Raw genomic sequence first — 16,623 nt, 5'->3', positions numbered from 1 at the left:
GCGGGCGGCAAGGGCAGGCTGTCGAAGGAAGTGGCGCTAGGCGCCGCCGGCGGCTGCAAGGCAGCAGGTGCCGCGGCTGCGGCGCCGGTGGGATCGGTGCGGGTCATGCACGATTGTCGCCCAGCGGGTGTGCCATGAAGAAACACAGCATCTGGTCGCTCGCGTCGGGGCCCAGCCAGTCGGTGTAGGAGCCGCTCTGGTCGCCGCCGGACCAGCCGTGTCCGCCGCCCTCGATCAGCCAGAGTTCGGCGTGCACGCGCCCCTGTGGCGTCACGTGCGTGCGACGGGTGTAGGCGCGCGTGCCTTCACGGCCGTTCTCGACGCGCTGGACGCCGGCCACGCCGGACGTGGCATCGGCGTAGACCTGCTCGCCGTTGAGCGGGTGGACGGTCATGTCGCGCGTGCCGTGGAAGACGATGGTCGGCGTGGGGCGATCGGCGTTGCCCGTCGCCTCGGCCGTCACGCCGTCCGCGGGCAGGCGCGTGGGCTGTCCGCTGCGCATCATCGCCATCGCGCCGCTGGCGTCGTCGACGGCGCCATGCGGCAGGCCGGAATGCACGCCGACGGCGGCGAAGAGTTCGGGATAGGCGCGCCCGAGGATGACGGCCATCGCGCCGCCGGCCGAGAGGCCCGCGATGTAGACGCGCTTCGCGTCGACGCTGTGGCGGGCCATGACCTCCTGTGTCAGGGCGGCGATCAGGGCGGGCTCGCCGCGTCCGCGCTCCTGGTGATTGGACTTGAACCAGTTCCAGCAGCCTTGCGGATTGGCCTGCGCCGACTGCGCCGGGTACAGCACCAGCCAGCCGTTGCGACGCGCCATCTCGTTCATGCGCGTGCCGACGGCGAAGTCGTCCGGGGTCCTGTCCGCACCCGTGCAGCATCACCAGCAACGGGCGTGGTTCGGCGCTGTCACCCGGTGGGACGTAGAGCTGATAGTCGATGGAAGCGCGGCCTTGCACGAAAGTGCTGCGGAGGAACTGGTCGGCGAGCGTTCCGCTCTTCGATTCGAGCGGCAGGTCCATGAGCATTCGAGGGCTGGGGGCGCGTGTGGCAGTGCCCGATTGAAGCACGGATCCCGGATCGGCTTCATGAGTGTTTGCGATGTCCGCCCGGGCAGGCATCTGGCCGGAGGCCCGGAACGGGGAGTTCCGCCGCCATCGCCGCGAGCGCCGGCCTCGGCGTTGCCTCCAGCGCCAGCGGCGCCTGCAGTGCCTTCAGCCGAAGACCGGCTGCATTAGTTCCACGACCAGCGCCGGATCGGCGGCGCCGCTGGCCGTTTTCCCACGGGCCGACTGGACCCGTGCCAGCGACTTCGCGGACTGGTCGCCGAACACGCCGTCGGCCTTCACCGGCTCGCCGGCGTCGGAGAGCGCCAGCTGCAGCAGGCGCACGTCCAGCCCGCGCGTCAGCGGCGAGGTGGCCGCCACGCAGACGATCCCACGAGCCGTGGGCGCGGCTGTGTTTCGATGTTCACGAGCGCCCTCCGTCCCCGGTGCGGGCGCGGCGCCTGCTGGATGGGGTTTTGGGCGATCGATGGTGGGTTGAATCCTCCATGCGGGAGGATGCCCCGGGCGCGTGAGTTCAAGGGTCCTCGGAACGGCTCTCCGAATCGCGGTCGCGCTCGTGGTGACGGGTGAGCGGGAAGGGCGGCAGCCAGGCCTCGCGCCGGACGGTCCAGAGCTCGTAGGTCGGCGTCAGCTGGTTCGGCGCGTCGAGCGCGCCGAGATGCACTTCGACCTCGTCGCCGGTCCGGGAGTACACCGACGATCCGCAGCGGGGGCAGAAGTGTCGGCCACGGAAATTGCGGGTCTCGCCGGTGACCGTGACCGCGTCCTGCGCAAAGATCGCGGAGGCGCCGAAGAGCGCGCCGTGATGCTTGCGGCAGTCGAGGCAGTGGCACAGGCCGACCCGGTAGGGACGGCCGGTCGCGACGAGGCGGACATCGCCGCAGAGACAGCCGCCGGTGAATCGGTCCATGACGGGGGCTCCTTCCGCCTCACGGTGACTTCGCTGCGTCGCAGGCCACGCGCTTCATCGGGAAGTCGATGCCCCGCGTGGCGCCGTTGCGCTGCCCTTCGATGCGCGCGGCGAGGCCCGTCTCGCCGACGGCCTTGTAGAGGATGCGCTGCGGGAAGTCGTGCTCGGGGTTCTCGAAGGTGACCGCGCGATCGCCGATCGACGTCGCGACGAAGGTGGCTTCCTTCTGCCGCGACGGCAGCGCGACGTAGACGACCTTGCCGTCGGCGTTCAGCCGGATCTGCAGGAACTCGTGCTCGACGGTGCGGCCGTTCTTCACCGTGCGGCCGATGCCCAGCATCGTGCCGCCGGCCAGCGGCAGCCAGTGCTCGACGGAGCCGGGCTCGCCCTTCTCCGCGGCCCAGCAGCCGGCGAGCCAGTTCAGACGTTCCAGCTGGGCGTCCTCGGCGCGCGCCGGCAAGGATCCGAGCGGCGACAGCGAGATGGCGATCAGCACACCGATGGTGGCAGCGAGGGATGGACGCATGGCGGTGGTCTCCGGGCACTGGATGCATGAATCTAACGCCGGCGGCCCGTCGCCGCCATCCGGGCCGGTGCCGGAAGCGGCTCACGCGACGCCTGGTGCGAGGCTCGACCTAGGAACAGTCGACCACGGGGCCGATCAAGTCTTCCGCTTCTCCACCAACGCCTTGAGCGTCCCCAGATCGCGCGCCACATGCACCGCGTCGTTCTCGAAGGCCTCGTCGGTCACACCCGGCATGTGCAACAGGACGAAGGCGACCACGCAGCCGTCGCCCGAGGCGTGACGCGCATCGCGTGGTGGAAGCGCTGGCCGTCGGGCAGGCAAGCCGCACAATGACCGCTCGGCAACACCAGACCAACCGGCGACATGGACCGATTCGACGCGCTGCAGGCCTTCGCCCGCGTGGTGGAGGCGGGCAGCTTCACCAAGGCAGCCCAGACGCTGCACATGAGCAAGACCACCGTGACGCAGCTGGTGCAGCAGCTGGAAGCGCGGCTGCGCGTGAAGCTGCTGCATCGCACGACGCGGCAGGTCCGCGTGACGCCCGACGGCGCCGCGTACTACGAGCGCGTGGTGCGCGTGCTGGCCGAGCTCGATGACGCGGACACGGCCTTGTCCGACGCGACCAGCTCGCCGCGCGGCCGGCTGCGCGTCGACGTGCCGACCCCGTTCGCGCGCATGGTGCTGATGCCGGCGCTGCCGGACTTCCACGCGCGCCATCCGGAGATCCAGCTCGACATGGGCGTCAGCGACCGCATCGTCGATGTGATCGGCGACAACGTCGATGCCGTGCTGCGCGGCGGCGAGGTCACCGTGCCGTCGTTGATCGCGCGACGGGTCGGCGATCTGCAGCTGGGCGTCTTCGCATCGCCCGGCTACCTGTCGGTCGCGGGGACGCCCGCGCATCCGCGCGAGATCGAGGAACCCCACCACCGCATCGTCGGGTTCCTGCGGGCCAGCAAGGGCACGGTGGGATCGATGGAGATGCGGCGCGGCGACGAGGTCGTCGAGGTGCGCGGTCGCTACGTGGTGGCCGCCGACGACGGCAACGCCTACCTGGCGGCGGGGCTCGCCGGCATGGGCGTGCTCTGGTTGCCGCGCTACATGGCCGATCCGCACGCGGCACGCGGCGAGCTCGTGCCGCTGCTCACCGACTGGGCGATGGACCCCATGCCGATGTACCTTGCCTATCCCCCCAACCGCCACGTCAGCGCGAAGCTGCGCGTGTTCATGGACTGGATCGAGACCTTGATGGCCCGCCACGCACCCCTGGCGACGGGGCGGGCGTGATCGCTCAGGGCGCCGCGTTGGCCGACCCCGAGCCCGCGCTGCGGCGACTGTCGACCCATGCGTCGACCACCTGTTCCAGCACCGTCAACGGCACGTCGCCGGTCAGCAGCACGACGTTGTGGAACTGCTTGATCTCGAAGCGGTCGCCCAACTGTTGGCGGGCCTTCTCGCGCAGCGCCTCGATGCGCAGACGGCCCAGCATGTACGCGCAGGCCTGCCCTGGCCACGTGACGTAGCGGTCGACCTCCTGCGGCGTGATGCCGTAGTCGATCGCCTGCTGGCGGGTCCACTTCATCGCATGCAGGCCGGTGTCGACGACCAGGCGCCGCGCGCGGAACAGCGCGCCGTAGAGCTGGCCGAGGTGTCCGACCGGGTCGCCCTCGTACCAGCCGTTCTCGACGGCCAGCTGCTCCGAGTAGAGCGCCCAGCCCTCCACGTAGGCCGAGCCCGCCGTGAATGCGGCGCGGCGACGGAAGTAGGGCAGGTCCTTCGCCTCCATCTGGATCGCGAGCTGGAAGTGGTGTCCCGGGATCGCTTCGTGGTGGACCAGCGTCCGCATGTCGGCGATCTCGTAGGTCGGTCCCGCGAGCGGCGCCCAGAACACGCCCGGCTGCGAGCCGTCCGGCGCTGGCGTCGTGTAGTGCGCGGCGGCGGTGGGCTCGGTCAGCGCGGGCTCGCGGCGGACCTCGACGGGCGCCTTCGGCATCACGTCGAAGATCAGGCGGGCGCGCGCCTCGGCGTCGCGCAGGTAGGTGGTGTAGCGGTCCAGCAGCTGGCCCTGCGGCGCGGCGTCCTTGGGCTGGCGGTCGGCGTCCATCTTGCGATAGCGCTGCTCGATCGAGCCGTCCGCGTAGCCGAGCTGCCGCAGCAGGCCGTCCATCTCGCCTTCGATGCGGGCGACCTGCTTCAGGCCGATCGCGTGGATCTCGGCCGGCGTGAGTGCGGTCGTCGTGTTCTCGCGCAGGCGGGCGGCATAGAACTTGTCGCCGTCGGGCAGCCGCCAGACGCCGGCATCGTCGGTGGTCAGCGGCAGTTGCGCGCGCATCAGCGTCAGGCCGCGCTTCCACGCCGGGACGACCGACTTCGCGATGATGGCCTCGGCCTGCGCGCGAGCGCGCTTGCGGGCGTCGTCGCTCATGTCGGCCAGGCCGGCCATGCGCTCGGTCAGCGAGATCACCAGCGGATTGGCCGCGGGGGGCGCGGCCACGAACTGCTCGATCTGGCCGATCGTCGTCGCCGTGATGAAGCGCGGCATCAGCACGCCCTTGGCCTGCGACGCGCGGGCGCGGACGATGCCCTGGTCCATCAGCGCGGCCAGGCCCGCCATCCGCGTCAGGTAGCTGCGCACGTCGCGCGCGTGGCGCATCGGGTGTTCCTGCACGAGGAAGGTGATCGGGCCGACGTGCACGCCGTCCATGTGCTCGAAGACGTAGTGATGATCGAGGAACGCCGCGCCGGCCACGTCCTGCTGCATCGTCCACGCCATGAGCGCGGCGGAGGTACGCTGCGTCGGCGTCAACGCCTCGCGCGGGAAGCGGGCGAGCTCCGCCAGCGCCTGCCGGTCGCGGGCGATGTCGGCCAGCTCGGAGGCGCGCGAGAGGTCGTTCCACTGGCCGTCGAGCCGGTCCTGCGTCGGGCCCTCGAAGTACTGCATGCGGGTGGCATGTTCGGGCAGCCGCTTCATGCGGGCGGCGGCGATGCGCTCGGCCCAGGCGTCGAAATCGGCCGCGCCGAAAGAGGCTGTCGCGGTCGCAGTCGCTGCAGCGGCGACATTGAGGGCCGGCGCGGTGGTCATCCAGCCGGCCACGCCGGCAGCGATCAAGGTCCGGCGCCGGAGGGGCAGCGCGCCGGTGGATCGGGTCGTCTTCGTCATGTGCTCTCCCTGGTCGACGATGCGTCGATTGGAACGGGAGGCAGGGTAACCGGCTATTCGTCACTCCCCGGCGAGCGGAACAGGGTCACTCGCTGCTGAACTCGTAGTCGGCGAACTCGGCGTGGCTCCACTTGATCAGCACCTTGAGCCGCGCGGCGGCGGCGGGGAGGGCCGATCGGTCGAACTGGCAGAACACGCTGACGTCGCCGTCCTCGCCGAACAGGCTGAGCTTGCTGCCCGCGTCGCACGCGAACGGCTGGCCGTCGAGCTCCGGCGCGATGCTGGCCGAGGTGTCGTCATGCCCGCCGGTGAACATCGCGCGGAAGCTGAAGCGCTTGGGCGCTGCGCCGGCGGGGAGCGTGCAGGTGATCTCGCGCCAGTCCATCATGCGGTCGGTTTCGACGCAGGCGGAGGCCTTGAGCGAGGGGCCGGGTGTTGAGGGTGCGGGCGTTTGCGCGTGGGCGGACGTCGCGCAGAACGCGCAGATGGCGAGCAGCAGGGCGGTCGTTCGCATGGCGAGCCTCGATGCGTGAAAGCCGGACATCTTCGCCGGGCCGTGTGACAACGCAACACGTGGCACCTTGACGGTTGTCATGTGGAAATCTTGCGGGGACGCATGGGGGTCGATAAACTGCGAAGCTCAAGATCTGCCTAGGCGGGGTGTGATGGGCAGCGCCACCCGAGTCATCGGGTTCCAGTTGAACTGGTCATTCGCAGCAATGCGATAGAGAACCCCGCATCGCGGCGGCCCCTTCGGGGGCCGTCTGTCTTTCTGCCTCGAACTTTCAGCCGGAAATCTTCCGCCGAAGACTGGTGGTCTTGAGCAGGTTGAAGAACGCAACTCGGCGTCGCGGACGGAACCGTTCATGCGCGGAGACATCCACGGCATAAGCGGACTGGACCTGCAAAAGCAATCGACCCTTGCGCTTGCTGTCGCGCGTGACTTCAAAAAAGACGACGTACTGTCGCTCTGGCGTATCGGGACCTTCGATCTGCTCCGTGGTGACGAAATTCTGAGGGTTGTCGCGAGCGATCCGAATTGTTCGCTTGCGTAGCTCCCGAATGAGTTCCGGAAGATGTCGCTTCGAGAGCTCATACCTCCGCTCGCACAGTACGCGCACCTCGCGTCCGTCATCGAATAGTTCTGTGTGGGGAATCTCGCCGCGTCGTCGTCCGTCGCGCGCGATCGATCGTGTGAAACAGTGACACGAGAAGGCAACGACCACGGTCACTTCGAATCCGAGTCCCGGATCTACCCGGAATGCAAAGGGGGCCAGATGCGACAGGTCCCACGCCTGTCCATCGCGCATGACATTCCTGAACCGATGATGAGCACGAACAACATCGAGGTGATCGGCAATCGGAATTTCGGTGACGGGAGAGTCTTCTCGAACAGGGCGCGGCTCGCCCTCCAGCGTTGAACTGCACATGACTTGGCGGCCCTGGTGATGACGGGCCGGTCATGTTTCCGATGAAGGACTCCAGCGATCTTGCGCGTGATCAAGGGTTCCGCAGGTCAAGCAGAACCTGCAGCGTTCGTCGTGAGTTCGCGACCTTCAATAAGTGAATCAATCGCCTCAGGTGACCGAAGAATGTATTCGAGAGACTGACAAGAGCGGTGCCTATGGAGGTCATTGCGGCAAACCGCGCAGGACTCTAAAGTTCGAGGCTAAAGATCTACATTGTGGTGGGGTGAAAAAGGTAGTGCCGCCCGAGTCATCGGGTCCCAGCTGGAATGGGAGTTCGCGGTCTCCGCGATAGAGAACCCCGCATCGCGGCGGCCCCTTCGGGGGCCGTCTGTCTTTCTGGCCTCCATCGACGGACCAGCCGCTCACACGAACTGCGCCGCCGCATTTGCCGACGCCCACGCCCACTGGAAGTTGAAACCTCCCAGATGGCCGGTGACGTCGAGCACCTCGCCGATGAAGTACAGCCCCGGCGACTTCAGCGATTCCATCGTCTTGGAGGACACCTCCTTGGTGTCGACGCCGCCTAGCGTGACCTCCGCCGTGCGGTAGCCCTCGGTGCCCGCAGGGATGACCTGCCACGCGGACAGGCGCTGGGCGATCTGCTCCAGCTCCGCGTGCGTGTACTGCTTGATCGGCTTGGACACGAACCACTGCTCGCCGATCAGCGTGGCCATCTTCTTCGTGAACAGCTCCGCCAGCAGCGTCTTGAGTTCCGCATTGGGCCGATCGTTGCGCTGCTGCGCGAGCCAGCCGGGCACGTCGAGGTCGGGCAGCAGGTTGATCTCCACCGCCTGACCCGGCAGCCAGTACGACGAGATCTGCAGGATCGCCGGCCCGCTGAGGCCGCGGTGCGTGAACAGGATGTTCTCGCGGAAGCTCTTGCCGTTGCAGCTGACCAGGCAGTCGACCGAGGTCCCGCTGAGTTCGTTGCACAGGTCCTTGAGCTGGTCCGTGATCGTGAACGGCACCAGCCCGGCGCGTGTCGGCAGCAGCGTGTGGCCGAACTGCTTCGCGACCTGATAGCCGAAGCCGGTCGCGCCCATCGTCGGAATCGACAGTCCGCCGGTGGCGATCACCAGCGACTGGCAGCGCATCGGCCCCGCGGTGGTCGTGAGCGCGTAACCCGACTCGGTCTTCTCGATCGTCTCGACGGTGGTGTCGAGCATCGGCGTGACGCCGACCTCGGCGCATTCGGCGAGCAGCATGCGCAGGATGTCGATGGACTTGTTGTCGCAGAACAGCTGGCCGAGCTTCTTCTCGTGGTGCGGGATCTGATGCTTGTTGACCAGCGCGATGAAGTCCCACTGCGTGTAGCGCGCCAGCGCCGACTTGCAGAAGTGCTTGTTCTCCGAGAGGAAGTTGGCCGGCTCGGTGTACAGGTTGGTGAAGTTGCAGTTGCCTCCTCCCGACATGAGGATCTTCTTGCCGGCCTTGTTGGCGTGGTCCACCAGCAGCACGCGGCGGCCGCGCTGGCCCGCCAGCGCGGCGCACATCAGCCCCGCGGCGCCCGCGCCAATGATCACGACATCGGTGTCCTGCACGTCCACAACTGCTTCCCTTCGACCCTGAACAACCTGCTTGAACCCGCTTCGCGCCGAGCGGAACGCTGCGGGCGATGGGCGCGGGACTTTAACGCAAACGCTCGCGCGGGCCTTGCGGGCCTCGCGGTCGACGGCTAGACTCGCGCCCTCTTTTCTGACTGCTGCTGCAGAAAAGGTCCTCAGCCGCGGCTTCTCGCCGGCGGTTGTCCCTTTTCGCCTGGGCTTCCAGGCCTCGGGCGCCTTCCGGCCCCGGAGAGCACAGCACCATGTCTCACTCCCTTCGACTCCAGCGAGCCTTCGCGCGCTCGCAGATCGACCTGCGTTTCGAGGACGGCATCTACACCGTCCGCAACGACAGCGCACAAGCCACCATCCTGCTGCCGGCCGCGTTGCCGCTCGAGGAAAAGGCCGTCAAGCAACTGCTCGCCTTCGCCTCGGTGAAGACGCCCGGCGGCGATGCCGCCGTCTGCGCCGCGTGCGCGACGCCCGACTTCCATCCCGGGTCGATCGCGCCGGTCGGCGCCGTGGTCGCGACGCCGGAAGACGTCGTCATCCCCGCCGCCATCGGCACCGACATCAACTGCGGCATGCGGCTGGTGACGACCGGGCTCTCGCTCGCGCAGGCGGCGCCTCGCCAGTCCGCGCTCATCGCGCGACTGAAGGCCGTGCTGCTCGAGAACGCCCGCAACGTCCCGACGCCGACGCTGGCCTTCAAGGCGCTGTTCGACGACGGGCCACTGGCCTTCCTCGATCGCATCGCGCCGGAAGGTCTGTGGGCCGGCGTCGACCGCGACCGGCTCGTGGCGGAGGTCGATCGCTGCGTCGGACTCGACCGGCTTGGCGGGCACTCGCGCCACGCGCCCCATGCGTTCGTTGATGGGCGCGATCGCTTCCGGGATCCTTGTCTCGGCACGCCAGGCGGCGGCAACCACTTCGTCGAGCTCCAGGTCGTCGAGCGCATCCTCGATCGGCACGCGGCGTATGAGCACGGTCTGCGCGCGGGCGACGTCGTCGTCATGATCCACAGCGGCTCGCGCGACATGGGCTTCCACGTCGGCGCCCGTTGGATGGATCGCGCTCGCGACGCGTGGCCCGTCGGCGTGCGTCATCCGGAGAGCAAGCTCTATGCCCTCGAGGGCCCGCTGGCCGGCGAGTACCTCGAAGCCATGGGCGTCGCGGCCCGATACGCGTGGGCCAACCGGGTCGTGCTGGCGGAGATGGTGCGGCGGGAACTGGCCGATCTGTTTGGTGCGGACAGCTCGCGGCTGGTCGTGGACGTGCCCCACAACGTCGTGCTCGCCGAGCACGGCCTGAACATCCATCGCAAGGGATCGACGCCGGCGCATGACGGGCAGCTCGCGCTGATCCCGGGCTCGATGGGCGACGGCTCGTATGTCGCTCGTGGGCTCGGTCACCCGGACTGGCTCTGGTCGTGCAGCCACGGTGCAGGCCGACGCATGCGCCGTCAGGAGACGCGGCGTCTGCAGACCGTCGACCGCGGCGACGCGGACTGGCAATGCGTGACGCTGCGCGAGGAACGCCGCATCGAGGAAGCGCCCGAGGCCTACAAGCCGATCGGGCCCGTCATCGATGCGCAGACGAGCGCGGGGCTCATCGAAGGCGTCGCGAAGCTCAGGCCGTGGGTGACGTTCAAGGCGTGAGCGAATCTGGCCTTCATGCGCGCGAGTCGCGGCGCGCTCGCGAGCGCGCCTTCAGCCGTCTGCATGTGGCGTCGCACACCGCCTTCACGAGGTAGAAGGCGGCCACGAACGGCAGCACACCGCCAAGACCTCCAAAGGCCAAGAACAAGGTCGCGCCGCCGATGTCCTGGACAGCGAGGGCAGCAGCCAATGCGCCGATCGCCAGATATACCAGGAACCACAGCGGCCATGGCACGCGTGAGATCCGGCGCACCAGAGCCGCCAAGCACCCGGACAGCATGCCGGCGACCATCCCCGCGGCCATGACGAACGTCAACAGCTGGGCATCGCCATGCGCGTGAGCCGCGATCGGATGCGCAGCAATCAGCATCACCAGGGTAAGGCGCGGAGGTGAGAGCGCGGAGGAATTCATCGCGTAGGCGTCATCGTTTCGACAGCGACATCCTGGCACCGAATGGTCCATTCGATGCCCGACACGAAGAGCATGCGGAACTCGACGCCGACATCGAGAGCCTCCATCTCGACGTAGCCGAGATCCTTCAGCGCTTCGATGGAGACGCCTTCAGGCAGGGTACCGCCCGCAGTGATGCCGATGAACGTCATCGCGTAGCGCATCGGATGCTGCAACGGTTGATCCCAACCGTTCAGCACGAGCGAGAGCCTTTGTCCTGGGACGTCCGTGTCGACCTCCACGACTCGAGCGTCGTGCAGTGTGTAGTCGTCCCACAAGCGCATCCGCGATGCTCACGCCGTTTCGCGCCGCACACTGCCCCGCACCGCCACCGCGGCCAGCACCGCCGGCACCGCCAGCAGCGCGAGGATCCCCGCGAAGCTCCACCCCAGTCCCAGCAGCACGCCGCCGATCATCGATCCCAGGATGCTGCCGAAGCGACCCACGCCGAGCATCCAGCTCACGCCGGTCGCGCGCGCCATCGTCGGATAGCACGACGGCGCGTAGGCGTTGAGCCCCGTCTGCGCGCCGCTCATGCAGAAGCCCACCAGCGCGGACAGCAGCCCCAGGCCGTTCACGCCGGCCCCCATCGCCGCCAGCAGCAGCACGCTCAGCGCGCCGCCCGCGTAGGCGATGCTGATCACCCGCGTCGGTCCCATCCGGTCCATCAGCCAGCCGACCACGACACCGCCCGCCGTGCCGCCGATCTGGAACATCGCCGTCACCATCGCCGCCTGCGAGATGCTCAAGCCCTGTTCCTTGAACAGCGTCGGCAGCCAGCCGGTCAGCAGGTAGATCACGAGCAGGCCCATGAAGTAGGTGGTCCACAGCGCCAGCGTCTGACGTCCGTAGCCCGCCGAGAACAGCAGCCGCACCGGCGTGCGGGCCGCCACCTCGGGCTCCTTGGAGACGAACTGCGTGTGCGCCGCGAAGCGCTCGCCGCAGACGCGGCCGAGCGTCGCCGCGATGCGCGTGCCCGCGACGCCGCGCACCGCCATGAATCGGCACGACTCCGGCAGCCAGGCCATCAGCAGCGGCACCAGCACGAGCGGCAGCGCGCCGCCGACGGCCAGCACCGAGCGCCATCCCCAGTGCGGGATCATCCCGGCCGCCACGAAGCCGACCAGCGCCGAGCCCAGGTTGAAGCCGGTGAACATCAGCGTCACCATCAGCGAGCGGGAACGCTCCGGCACGTACTCCGACAGCAGCGTCGTCGTGTTGGGCATCGCCGCGCCCAGGCCGATGCCGGTGAGGAAGCGCAGCACGACCAGCTCCGTCAACCCCTGCGCGCGGGAGGCCAGCAGCGTGAAGATCGCGAAGACCAGCACCGAGATCACCAGCACCTTCTTGCGGCCGATCCGATCGGAGGTCGGCCCGGCGAAGAGCGCGCCGAACACCAGACCGATCGGCGCGGCGCTCATCACCATGCCGAAGGCGGCTTTCGAGATGCCCCACTCCTGCAGGATCGAGGGCGCCAGGAAGCCCATGATCGCCACGTCCATGCCGTCCGCCGCCACCACCAGGAAGCACAGGGCCAGCGTCAGCCACTGGCGCGAGGACATCCCGCGTCCATCGATGAACGCGCGAACGTCCACTGTCGAAGTCGTATTCACCACGTGTCTCCCATCGACCTCAGAAGGCGTGGCGGATGCCCATGCCCAGCCCCGTCTGCGAGCCGCCCGCCGCCGGCGTGCTGCCCGCCGCCGCGGCCGCGTTGCTGACGCCCAGCGCGAGCGTGCCGTCGTTGTCGATGCGGCCCGCCGTCGCGTAGACCGACGTGCGCTTGGACAGGAAGTAGGTGCCGCGCACGGCCCACAAGGTCGCCGCGTTGGCGCTGTTCTTGTAGTCCAGCTTGAACACCTGCGCGTCGAGTCCCCAGCTCGGGGTCAGTGACCAGGTCGCGCCGGCGTACCAGAGGTTGCTCTTCGGCGTCGTGGCGCTGGCGTCGTTGCGGCGGGCGATCAGCCCCGCCGCGAGCTTCCAGTCGCCGGTCTTGAACCAGCCCGCCACCGTGCTGCGGCGGTCCTTCATCGCGCTGCTCGTCAGACCCGCGAAGGCGCCGGCGCCGCCGCGGATCTCGTCGATCGCGGCTGAGGCGCCCCACACCGTCGTGTCGTACTTGACCATGGCCGACCACTGCCGGCAGGCGTTCTTGTCGGCGGCGTTCTCGCCGGCGCAGTTGGTGCCCGACGGGCTCGGACCTGCGTTGACCGCGTCGCGGCCGGGGCTCCAGGTCGCGCCGACGGTGAAGCCGCTGAACTGGCCGCGATAGGCGATCGCGTTGTCCACGCGCGCATTCGGCAGGTAGCTGTCCAGCGAGCCGGAGCCGAACATCGCCGGGCCGAGGATGTCCGCATCGGTCTGCGACCAGAACAGCATCGAGTACTGGCGCCCGAGGCTGATCGTTCCCCAGCCGCCTTGCAAGCCGACGTAGGCCTGACGGCCCCATGCGCGCCCGCCCTGGTTGAGCGTGCCGCTGTCGGCGCCGATGCCCATCTCCAGCGTGAACACGGCCTTGAGCCCGTCGCCAAGATCCTCGGTGCCGCGGAATCCCAGTCGGGACGGTGCATAGCCGCCGCTCAGGCCCGGCATGCGCGTGAGGCTGGCGCCACTGGCGCCGACCTTGTTCAGGTACTCGACCGGCACGTCGAGCAGTCCGTAGATCTGCACGTTGGTCGAGCTCTGCGACTGCGCCTGGACCGGCGCGTGCGCCAGGCCGCACAGCGCGCCCGCGGTCATCAGGGTCGCCGCGGAAAGTGTTCTTGTTGTCTTCACGATGTCTCCTCGTCTCTTTGGTTGGGGGAAGTGGATGCGACCGAATAGAGGACCCGTGCGTTGCGGGTCGCCTGGAACGCGTCGAGCGTCTCGCCGCGCATCGCGGCGTAGATGTGCAGGTTGGAGACGCCGATCACGGCGCCCAGCTTTTCGAGCAGGAAGAAGATGACGCCGTGCCGGATCAGCCCGATCCAGTCACGGCGGCGCACGAGGTCGCGTTCCTCGTTGCTGAGCGAGGAGCGCTCGAACGCCGCATCCTCGTCGGCGAGGAAGTCGCGGCGCACGGCGGGGTCGACCAGCGCATGCAGGAAGCGGTTGAGGCGGTAGGCCTTGACGCTGCGTTCGAGCGTGAACGGATAGGTGCCGGGCAGGGCGCCGACGCCGTCGAGCTGCCGCGCCATGTGCGTACGATGCCGGTCGAGCATCGCCTCGGGCAGCGCCCGCTGTGCCTGTTGCGCCGGCTCGAAGATCGCCGTCGCGATGCCGGTCATCGACGGCAGCGTGTACGCGCGATGCAGGCAGGTCACCTGCGCGGCGAGCGCGCCGCGCATCACCAGCCACATGATCACTTCCGAGCCCTCGAAGCCGCCCAGCGTCGCGTACTCGGCGTGGGTCATGTCGGCGAGCGCCTCGGGGTCCTGTTCGAGCAGGTCCAGGAACCGGGCGTCCCACGCGGGGTTGTTGAAGCCCGCGCGCTCGCCGTGCACCTGGTGCGACAGGCCGCCGGTCGCGACGATCGCGACGCGCAGGTCCTCGGGGTAGCTCTCGATCGCGCGGCGCAGCGCCTGGCCGAGCCGGTAGCAGCGTCGCGCGCTCGGAATCGGAAACTGCAGCACGCCCATCTGCAGCGGCACCAGCTTCACCGGCCACGCCGGCTCGTGCGGGCACATCACCGACAGCGGCGAGAAGCAGCCGTGGTCGAGCGCCTTGTCCTGGAAGAAGGACATGTCGAACTCGTCCGCCATCAGCGACTGGCCGATGTGCGCCGCCAGTCCGGGATGCCCGTCCACCGGCGGCAGGTCGCGCGCGCCGCCGCCCTCGTCGGCCACGGCCCAGCGCTCTCCGACCCCCAGCGAGAACGCCGAGTAGTGGTCGAAAAAGAACGAGGTGACATGGTCGTTGTAGACCATCAGCAGCACGTCGGGTTTGCGGGCCGCGAGCCAGTCCTGGACCGGCGCGAAGGCGTCGAAGATCGGCGCCCAGGCCGGGTCGGAGCGCTTGTCGCGGTCGAACGCAAAACCGATCGTCGGGGTGTGGGAGGCGGCGATGCCGCCGATGATCCGGGCCATGGAACTTCCGAGCGGGGACGTGGCGCGCGACCGGACGGTCAGAGGGGCGCGGCCGCGTAGGGATTGAAGAACTCGCTGCCGGCCCAGTCGGGGACCTGCGAGGTGTAGAGCGCCGGACCCTTGGTGTAGTTCCCGGCCTGCGTCGCGTCGGCGCCGCTGTTGAGCTTGGCCAGCGCGGGGTACGGGTACACGGGGCGCGACGCGGTCACGGCGCCGGCGGCGTCGGTGCGGTTCGTCGTGATGCCGTCGGGGGCGGTGCCCTTCTCGACCCAGTTCACCGCGGCGGTGACCAGGTCCATCTTGTCGTGGCCTTCGCCGCTGCCGCAGTGCGCAACACCTGGCACCAGGTACATGCGCATGAATGCGTCCATCGTCGATTGGCCGAGCACCTTCTGCATGGCCTCGTAGTACGCGATCGTGCCGAGGGGCGAGATGTGCTGATCCGCCCAGCCGTGCCACAGGATCAGCTTGCCGCCGGCGGCCTTGAACGCGGTGAGGTCCGGGTTGGTCGCGTCGTTGAGCGGATGGCGGGGCCGCAGCTTGGCGTAGAAGGCCTCACTGAAGTCGAGCTCGTCGATCGTCGGCGGCGTCGCGTCGGTGAAGATCACGGAACGGGCGCCGTTGACGAAGTTGTCGCTCCCGAGGCGCGTCGTCGGCGTGTCGTTGGCCGGCACGAAGACGCCGGACCAGTTCAGCTCCGAACCGTATTGCGAGGTTCCCACCAGCACGCGCCGGTTGGTCGAGGCGTCGCGCGGTCCGGCGTAGAACTTGCGGGCCGACGCCACTTCGGTCGCGGTCAGGCAGGCGCTGGTGTCGGTCGCGCCGTCCGCGCACTGGAGGGCCGCCGGGTCATAGCTGCACAGGCGCGGATCGCTCAGCAGGCCGTCGGTCTGCCCGTCCTGTGCGTCGCAGGCGGCGACGACCGCCTTGTGCAGCACCGCCGCCTTGGCCGGGTACATCACGATGTTGCCGGTGGTCAGGCCGTTGTCGCGGTTGGCCCGAGATCCCCAGCCGTGCAGCAGCGAGTTCTGCGTCTGGAACAGGAAGGCCGGCGCGCCGACGACGATGCCGTTGTAGTCCGTCGGATAACGCTGCGCGGCCATCAGCCCTTCGCGCCCGCCGTCGGAGCAGCCCACGAAGTAGGCGTACTTCTGCGCCTGGCCGTAGAAGGCCAGGGTCAGCTTCTTCGCGGCGAGATTGGTGATGTGGACGGCGCGGTAGGCGAAGTCCACGCGGCGCTGCGCATCCAGCGACCAGGTGGCTTCGGCGTTCGTATGGCCCATGTTGGTCGAGGCGAGCACGAAGCCGCCCGACTGCACCAGCGGGCAGCCGTAGGCCTGGCCGGGATCGACCGCCGCGCTGATCGAGCCGCAGAGGCCGCCGCAGCCGATGTCCAGCGTGCGCTGCGTCCAGGTCTCCAACGGCAGCCGCACGCGGAAGCCGACGGCCGGCGCGAGCGTGCCCTCGACGGTACAGAACTTCGTGTCCTTGCCGTTGATCGCGATGCTGCCTTCCGTCGCGGAGGTGATGGTGCTGCCGACGCCGCCGATGTCGACGAGGTTGGTCGAACTCAGGCTGGCGCAGGTGACGGTCGGCTTGACGACGGCCAGTTCGACCGACGCCGGCGGCGTGGTCGTGTCCGCGGGCGAGGCCTCGCTGCCGTTGCAGCCGCCCAGCCCGCCAAGGGTCGCGGCGAGCATCAGCCCGAGTGCCCTGGTGATAACCCTAGGTTGTGTCACGCTTGTCTCCTGTCGTTGCTGTGGGGAAGGGGATG

At 68.7% G+C, this 16,623-nt stretch carries 16 protein-coding genes and 1 pseudogene; 2 read left to right on the top strand and 15 right to left on the bottom strand.

Going from position 1 to position 16,623, the window contains the following annotated elements:
• Positions 1–103: 103 nt before the first annotated feature.
• The 5 genes and pseudogenes from ACFJIX_RS03540 to ACFJIX_RS03520 form a co-directional block, all read right to left on the bottom strand.
• Positions 104–859 (bottom strand): annotated as a pseudogene (locus ACFJIX_RS03540) (alpha/beta hydrolase family esterase); the annotation flags it as partial.
• Positions 860–1,214: 355 nt separating this feature from the next.
• A complete protein-coding gene (locus ACFJIX_RS03535; protein WP_377157793.1) occupies positions 1,215–1,427 on the bottom strand; it encodes a peptidoglycan-binding protein in 213 nt (70 codons plus the stop codon).
• Positions 1,428–1,581: 154 nt separating this feature from the next.
• The gene (locus tag ACFJIX_RS03530) at positions 1,582–1,977 is read right to left on the bottom strand and encodes a GFA family protein (RefSeq protein ID WP_377157791.1); all 396 of its coding nucleotides are present in this window, start codon (positions 1,975–1,977) and stop codon (positions 1,582–1,584) included.
• Between the two features lie 19 nt (positions 1,978–1,996).
• Positions 1,997–2,503, bottom strand: coding sequence for a DUF6265 family protein (locus ACFJIX_RS03525; RefSeq protein ID WP_377157789.1), 507 nt, complete (start codon positions 2,501–2,503; stop codon positions 1,997–1,999).
• A 135-nt stretch (positions 2,504–2,638) separates the two neighbouring features.
• Positions 2,639–2,761: a hypothetical protein gene (locus ACFJIX_RS03520; RefSeq protein WP_377157787.1), complete on the bottom strand. Its 123-nt coding sequence runs from the start codon at positions 2,759–2,761 to the stop codon at positions 2,639–2,641.
• 105 nt (positions 2,762–2,866) lie between these two features.
• Between ACFJIX_RS03520 and ACFJIX_RS03515 the strand changes: the two genes are divergently transcribed.
• Positions 2,867–3,790, top strand: a complete 924-nt coding sequence (locus ACFJIX_RS03515; RefSeq protein ID WP_377157786.1) for a LysR substrate-binding domain-containing protein — start codon at positions 2,867–2,869, stop codon at positions 3,788–3,790.
• Between the two features lie 4 nt (positions 3,791–3,794).
• Here the strand turns inward: ACFJIX_RS03515 and ACFJIX_RS03510 are convergent, their stop codons facing one another.
• The 4 genes from ACFJIX_RS03510 to ACFJIX_RS03495 all read right to left on the bottom strand — a co-directional run bounded on the left by ACFJIX_RS03510 (position 3,795) and on the right by ACFJIX_RS03495 (position 8,673).
• Positions 3,795–5,663, bottom strand: coding sequence for a DUF885 domain-containing protein (locus tag ACFJIX_RS03510; protein WP_377157785.1), 1,869 nt, complete (start codon positions 5,661–5,663; stop codon positions 3,795–3,797).
• 85 nt (positions 5,664–5,748) lie between these two features.
• On the bottom strand, positions 5,749–6,177 hold the full coding sequence (locus tag ACFJIX_RS03505; RefSeq protein WP_377157784.1) for a hypothetical protein: 429 nt from the start codon (positions 6,175–6,177) through the stop codon (positions 5,749–5,751).
• Between the two features lie 271 nt (positions 6,178–6,448).
• Positions 6,449–7,093 (bottom strand): hypothetical protein, encoded by a 645-nt coding sequence (locus ACFJIX_RS03500; RefSeq protein ID WP_377157782.1) that lies wholly within the window; start codon positions 7,091–7,093, stop codon positions 6,449–6,451.
• A gap of 401 nt (positions 7,094–7,494) precedes the next feature.
• Positions 7,495–8,673 (bottom strand): NAD(P)/FAD-dependent oxidoreductase, encoded by a 1,179-nt coding sequence (locus ACFJIX_RS03495; RefSeq protein WP_377157780.1) that lies wholly within the window; start codon positions 8,671–8,673, stop codon positions 7,495–7,497.
• A 266-nt stretch (positions 8,674–8,939) separates the two neighbouring features.
• On the opposite strand from ACFJIX_RS03495, the gene ACFJIX_RS03490 reads away from it, so the two are divergent.
• Complete coding sequence (locus ACFJIX_RS03490) at positions 8,940–10,334, top strand: RtcB family protein (protein ID WP_377157779.1); 1,395 nt, start codon at positions 8,940–8,942, stop codon at positions 10,332–10,334.
• A 13-nt stretch (positions 10,335–10,347) separates the two neighbouring features.
• Here ACFJIX_RS03490 and ACFJIX_RS03485 read toward each other — a convergent pair whose 3' ends face one another.
• Genes ACFJIX_RS03485 through ACFJIX_RS03460 form a run of 6 tightly spaced genes read right to left on the bottom strand, consistent with a single transcriptional unit; the run spans position 10,348 to position 16,588 of the window.
• Complete coding sequence (locus ACFJIX_RS03485) at positions 10,348–10,746, bottom strand: hypothetical protein (RefSeq protein WP_377157777.1); 399 nt, start codon at positions 10,744–10,746, stop codon at positions 10,348–10,350.
• The gene (locus ACFJIX_RS03480; protein ID WP_377157776.1) at positions 10,743–11,063 is read right to left on the bottom strand and encodes a hypothetical protein; all 321 of its coding nucleotides are present in this window, start codon (positions 11,061–11,063) and stop codon (positions 10,743–10,745) included. Before ACFJIX_RS03480 ends, ACFJIX_RS03485 begins: the two co-directional genes overlap by 4 nt.
• Before the next feature lie 15 nt (positions 11,064–11,078).
• Entirely contained in the window at positions 11,079–12,398 is a 1,320-nt protein-coding gene (locus tag ACFJIX_RS03475; RefSeq protein ID WP_377157775.1) for an MFS transporter, read from the bottom strand.
• A 19-nt stretch (positions 12,399–12,417) separates the two neighbouring features.
• Positions 12,418–13,524: a porin gene (locus ACFJIX_RS03470; protein ID WP_377161586.1), complete on the bottom strand. Its 1,107-nt coding sequence runs from the start codon at positions 13,522–13,524 to the stop codon at positions 12,418–12,420.
• A gap of 32 nt (positions 13,525–13,556) precedes the next feature.
• Complete coding sequence (locus ACFJIX_RS03465; protein WP_377157773.1) at positions 13,557–14,849, bottom strand: gallate dioxygenase; 1,293 nt, start codon at positions 14,847–14,849, stop codon at positions 13,557–13,559.
• Between the two features lie 38 nt (positions 14,850–14,887).
• The gene (locus ACFJIX_RS03460; protein ID WP_377157772.1) at positions 14,888–16,588 is read right to left on the bottom strand and encodes a tannase/feruloyl esterase family alpha/beta hydrolase; all 1,701 of its coding nucleotides are present in this window, start codon (positions 16,586–16,588) and stop codon (positions 14,888–14,890) included.
• Between the last annotated feature and the right edge of the window lie 35 nt (positions 16,589–16,623).

This window comes from Roseateles sp. UC29_93 (assembly GCF_042695725.1).
Taxonomy (GTDB): domain Bacteria; phylum Pseudomonadota; class Gammaproteobacteria; order Burkholderiales; family Burkholderiaceae_C; genus Roseateles; species Roseateles noduli_A.
Note: the sequence above shows the minus strand (reverse complement) of the source record. Positions and strands in the feature narration are given on the sequence as shown.

What these genes read in the sequence shown, in the direction of transcription:
- ACFJIX_RS03490 (WP_377157779.1), top strand. Translation starts at nt 8,940, where the DNA reads ATGTCTCACTCCCTTCGACTCCAGCGAGCCTTCGCGCGCTCGCAGATC.
- ACFJIX_RS03485 (WP_377157777.1), bottom strand. Translation starts at nt 10,746, where the DNA reads ATGAATTCCTCCGCGCTCTCACCTCCGCGCCTTACCCTGGTGATGCTG.
- ACFJIX_RS03500 (WP_377157782.1), bottom strand. Translation starts at nt 7,093, where the DNA reads ATGTGCAGTTCAACGCTGGAGGGCGAGCCGCGCCCTGTTCGAGAAGAC.
- ACFJIX_RS03505 (WP_377157784.1), bottom strand. Translation starts at nt 6,177, where the DNA reads ATGCGAACGACCGCCCTGCTGCTCGCCATCTGCGCGTTCTGCGCGACG.
- ACFJIX_RS03510 (WP_377157785.1), bottom strand. Translation starts at nt 5,663, where the DNA reads ATGACGAAGACGACCCGATCCACCGGCGCGCTGCCCCTCCGGCGCCGG.
- ACFJIX_RS03530 (WP_377157791.1), bottom strand. Translation starts at nt 1,977, where the DNA reads ATGGACCGATTCACCGGCGGCTGTCTCTGCGGCGATGTCCGCCTCGTC.
- ACFJIX_RS03465 (WP_377157773.1), bottom strand. Translation starts at nt 14,849, where the DNA reads ATGGCCCGGATCATCGGCGGCATCGCCGCCTCCCACACCCCGACGATC.
- ACFJIX_RS03525 (WP_377157789.1), bottom strand. Translation starts at nt 2,503, where the DNA reads ATGCGTCCATCCCTCGCTGCCACCATCGGTGTGCTGATCGCCATCTCG.
- ACFJIX_RS03470 (WP_377161586.1), bottom strand. Translation starts at nt 13,524, where the DNA reads ATGACCGCGGGCGCGCTGTGCGGCCTGGCGCACGCGCCGGTCCAGGCG.
- ACFJIX_RS03515 (WP_377157786.1), top strand. Translation starts at nt 2,867, where the DNA reads ATGGACCGATTCGACGCGCTGCAGGCCTTCGCCCGCGTGGTGGAGGCG.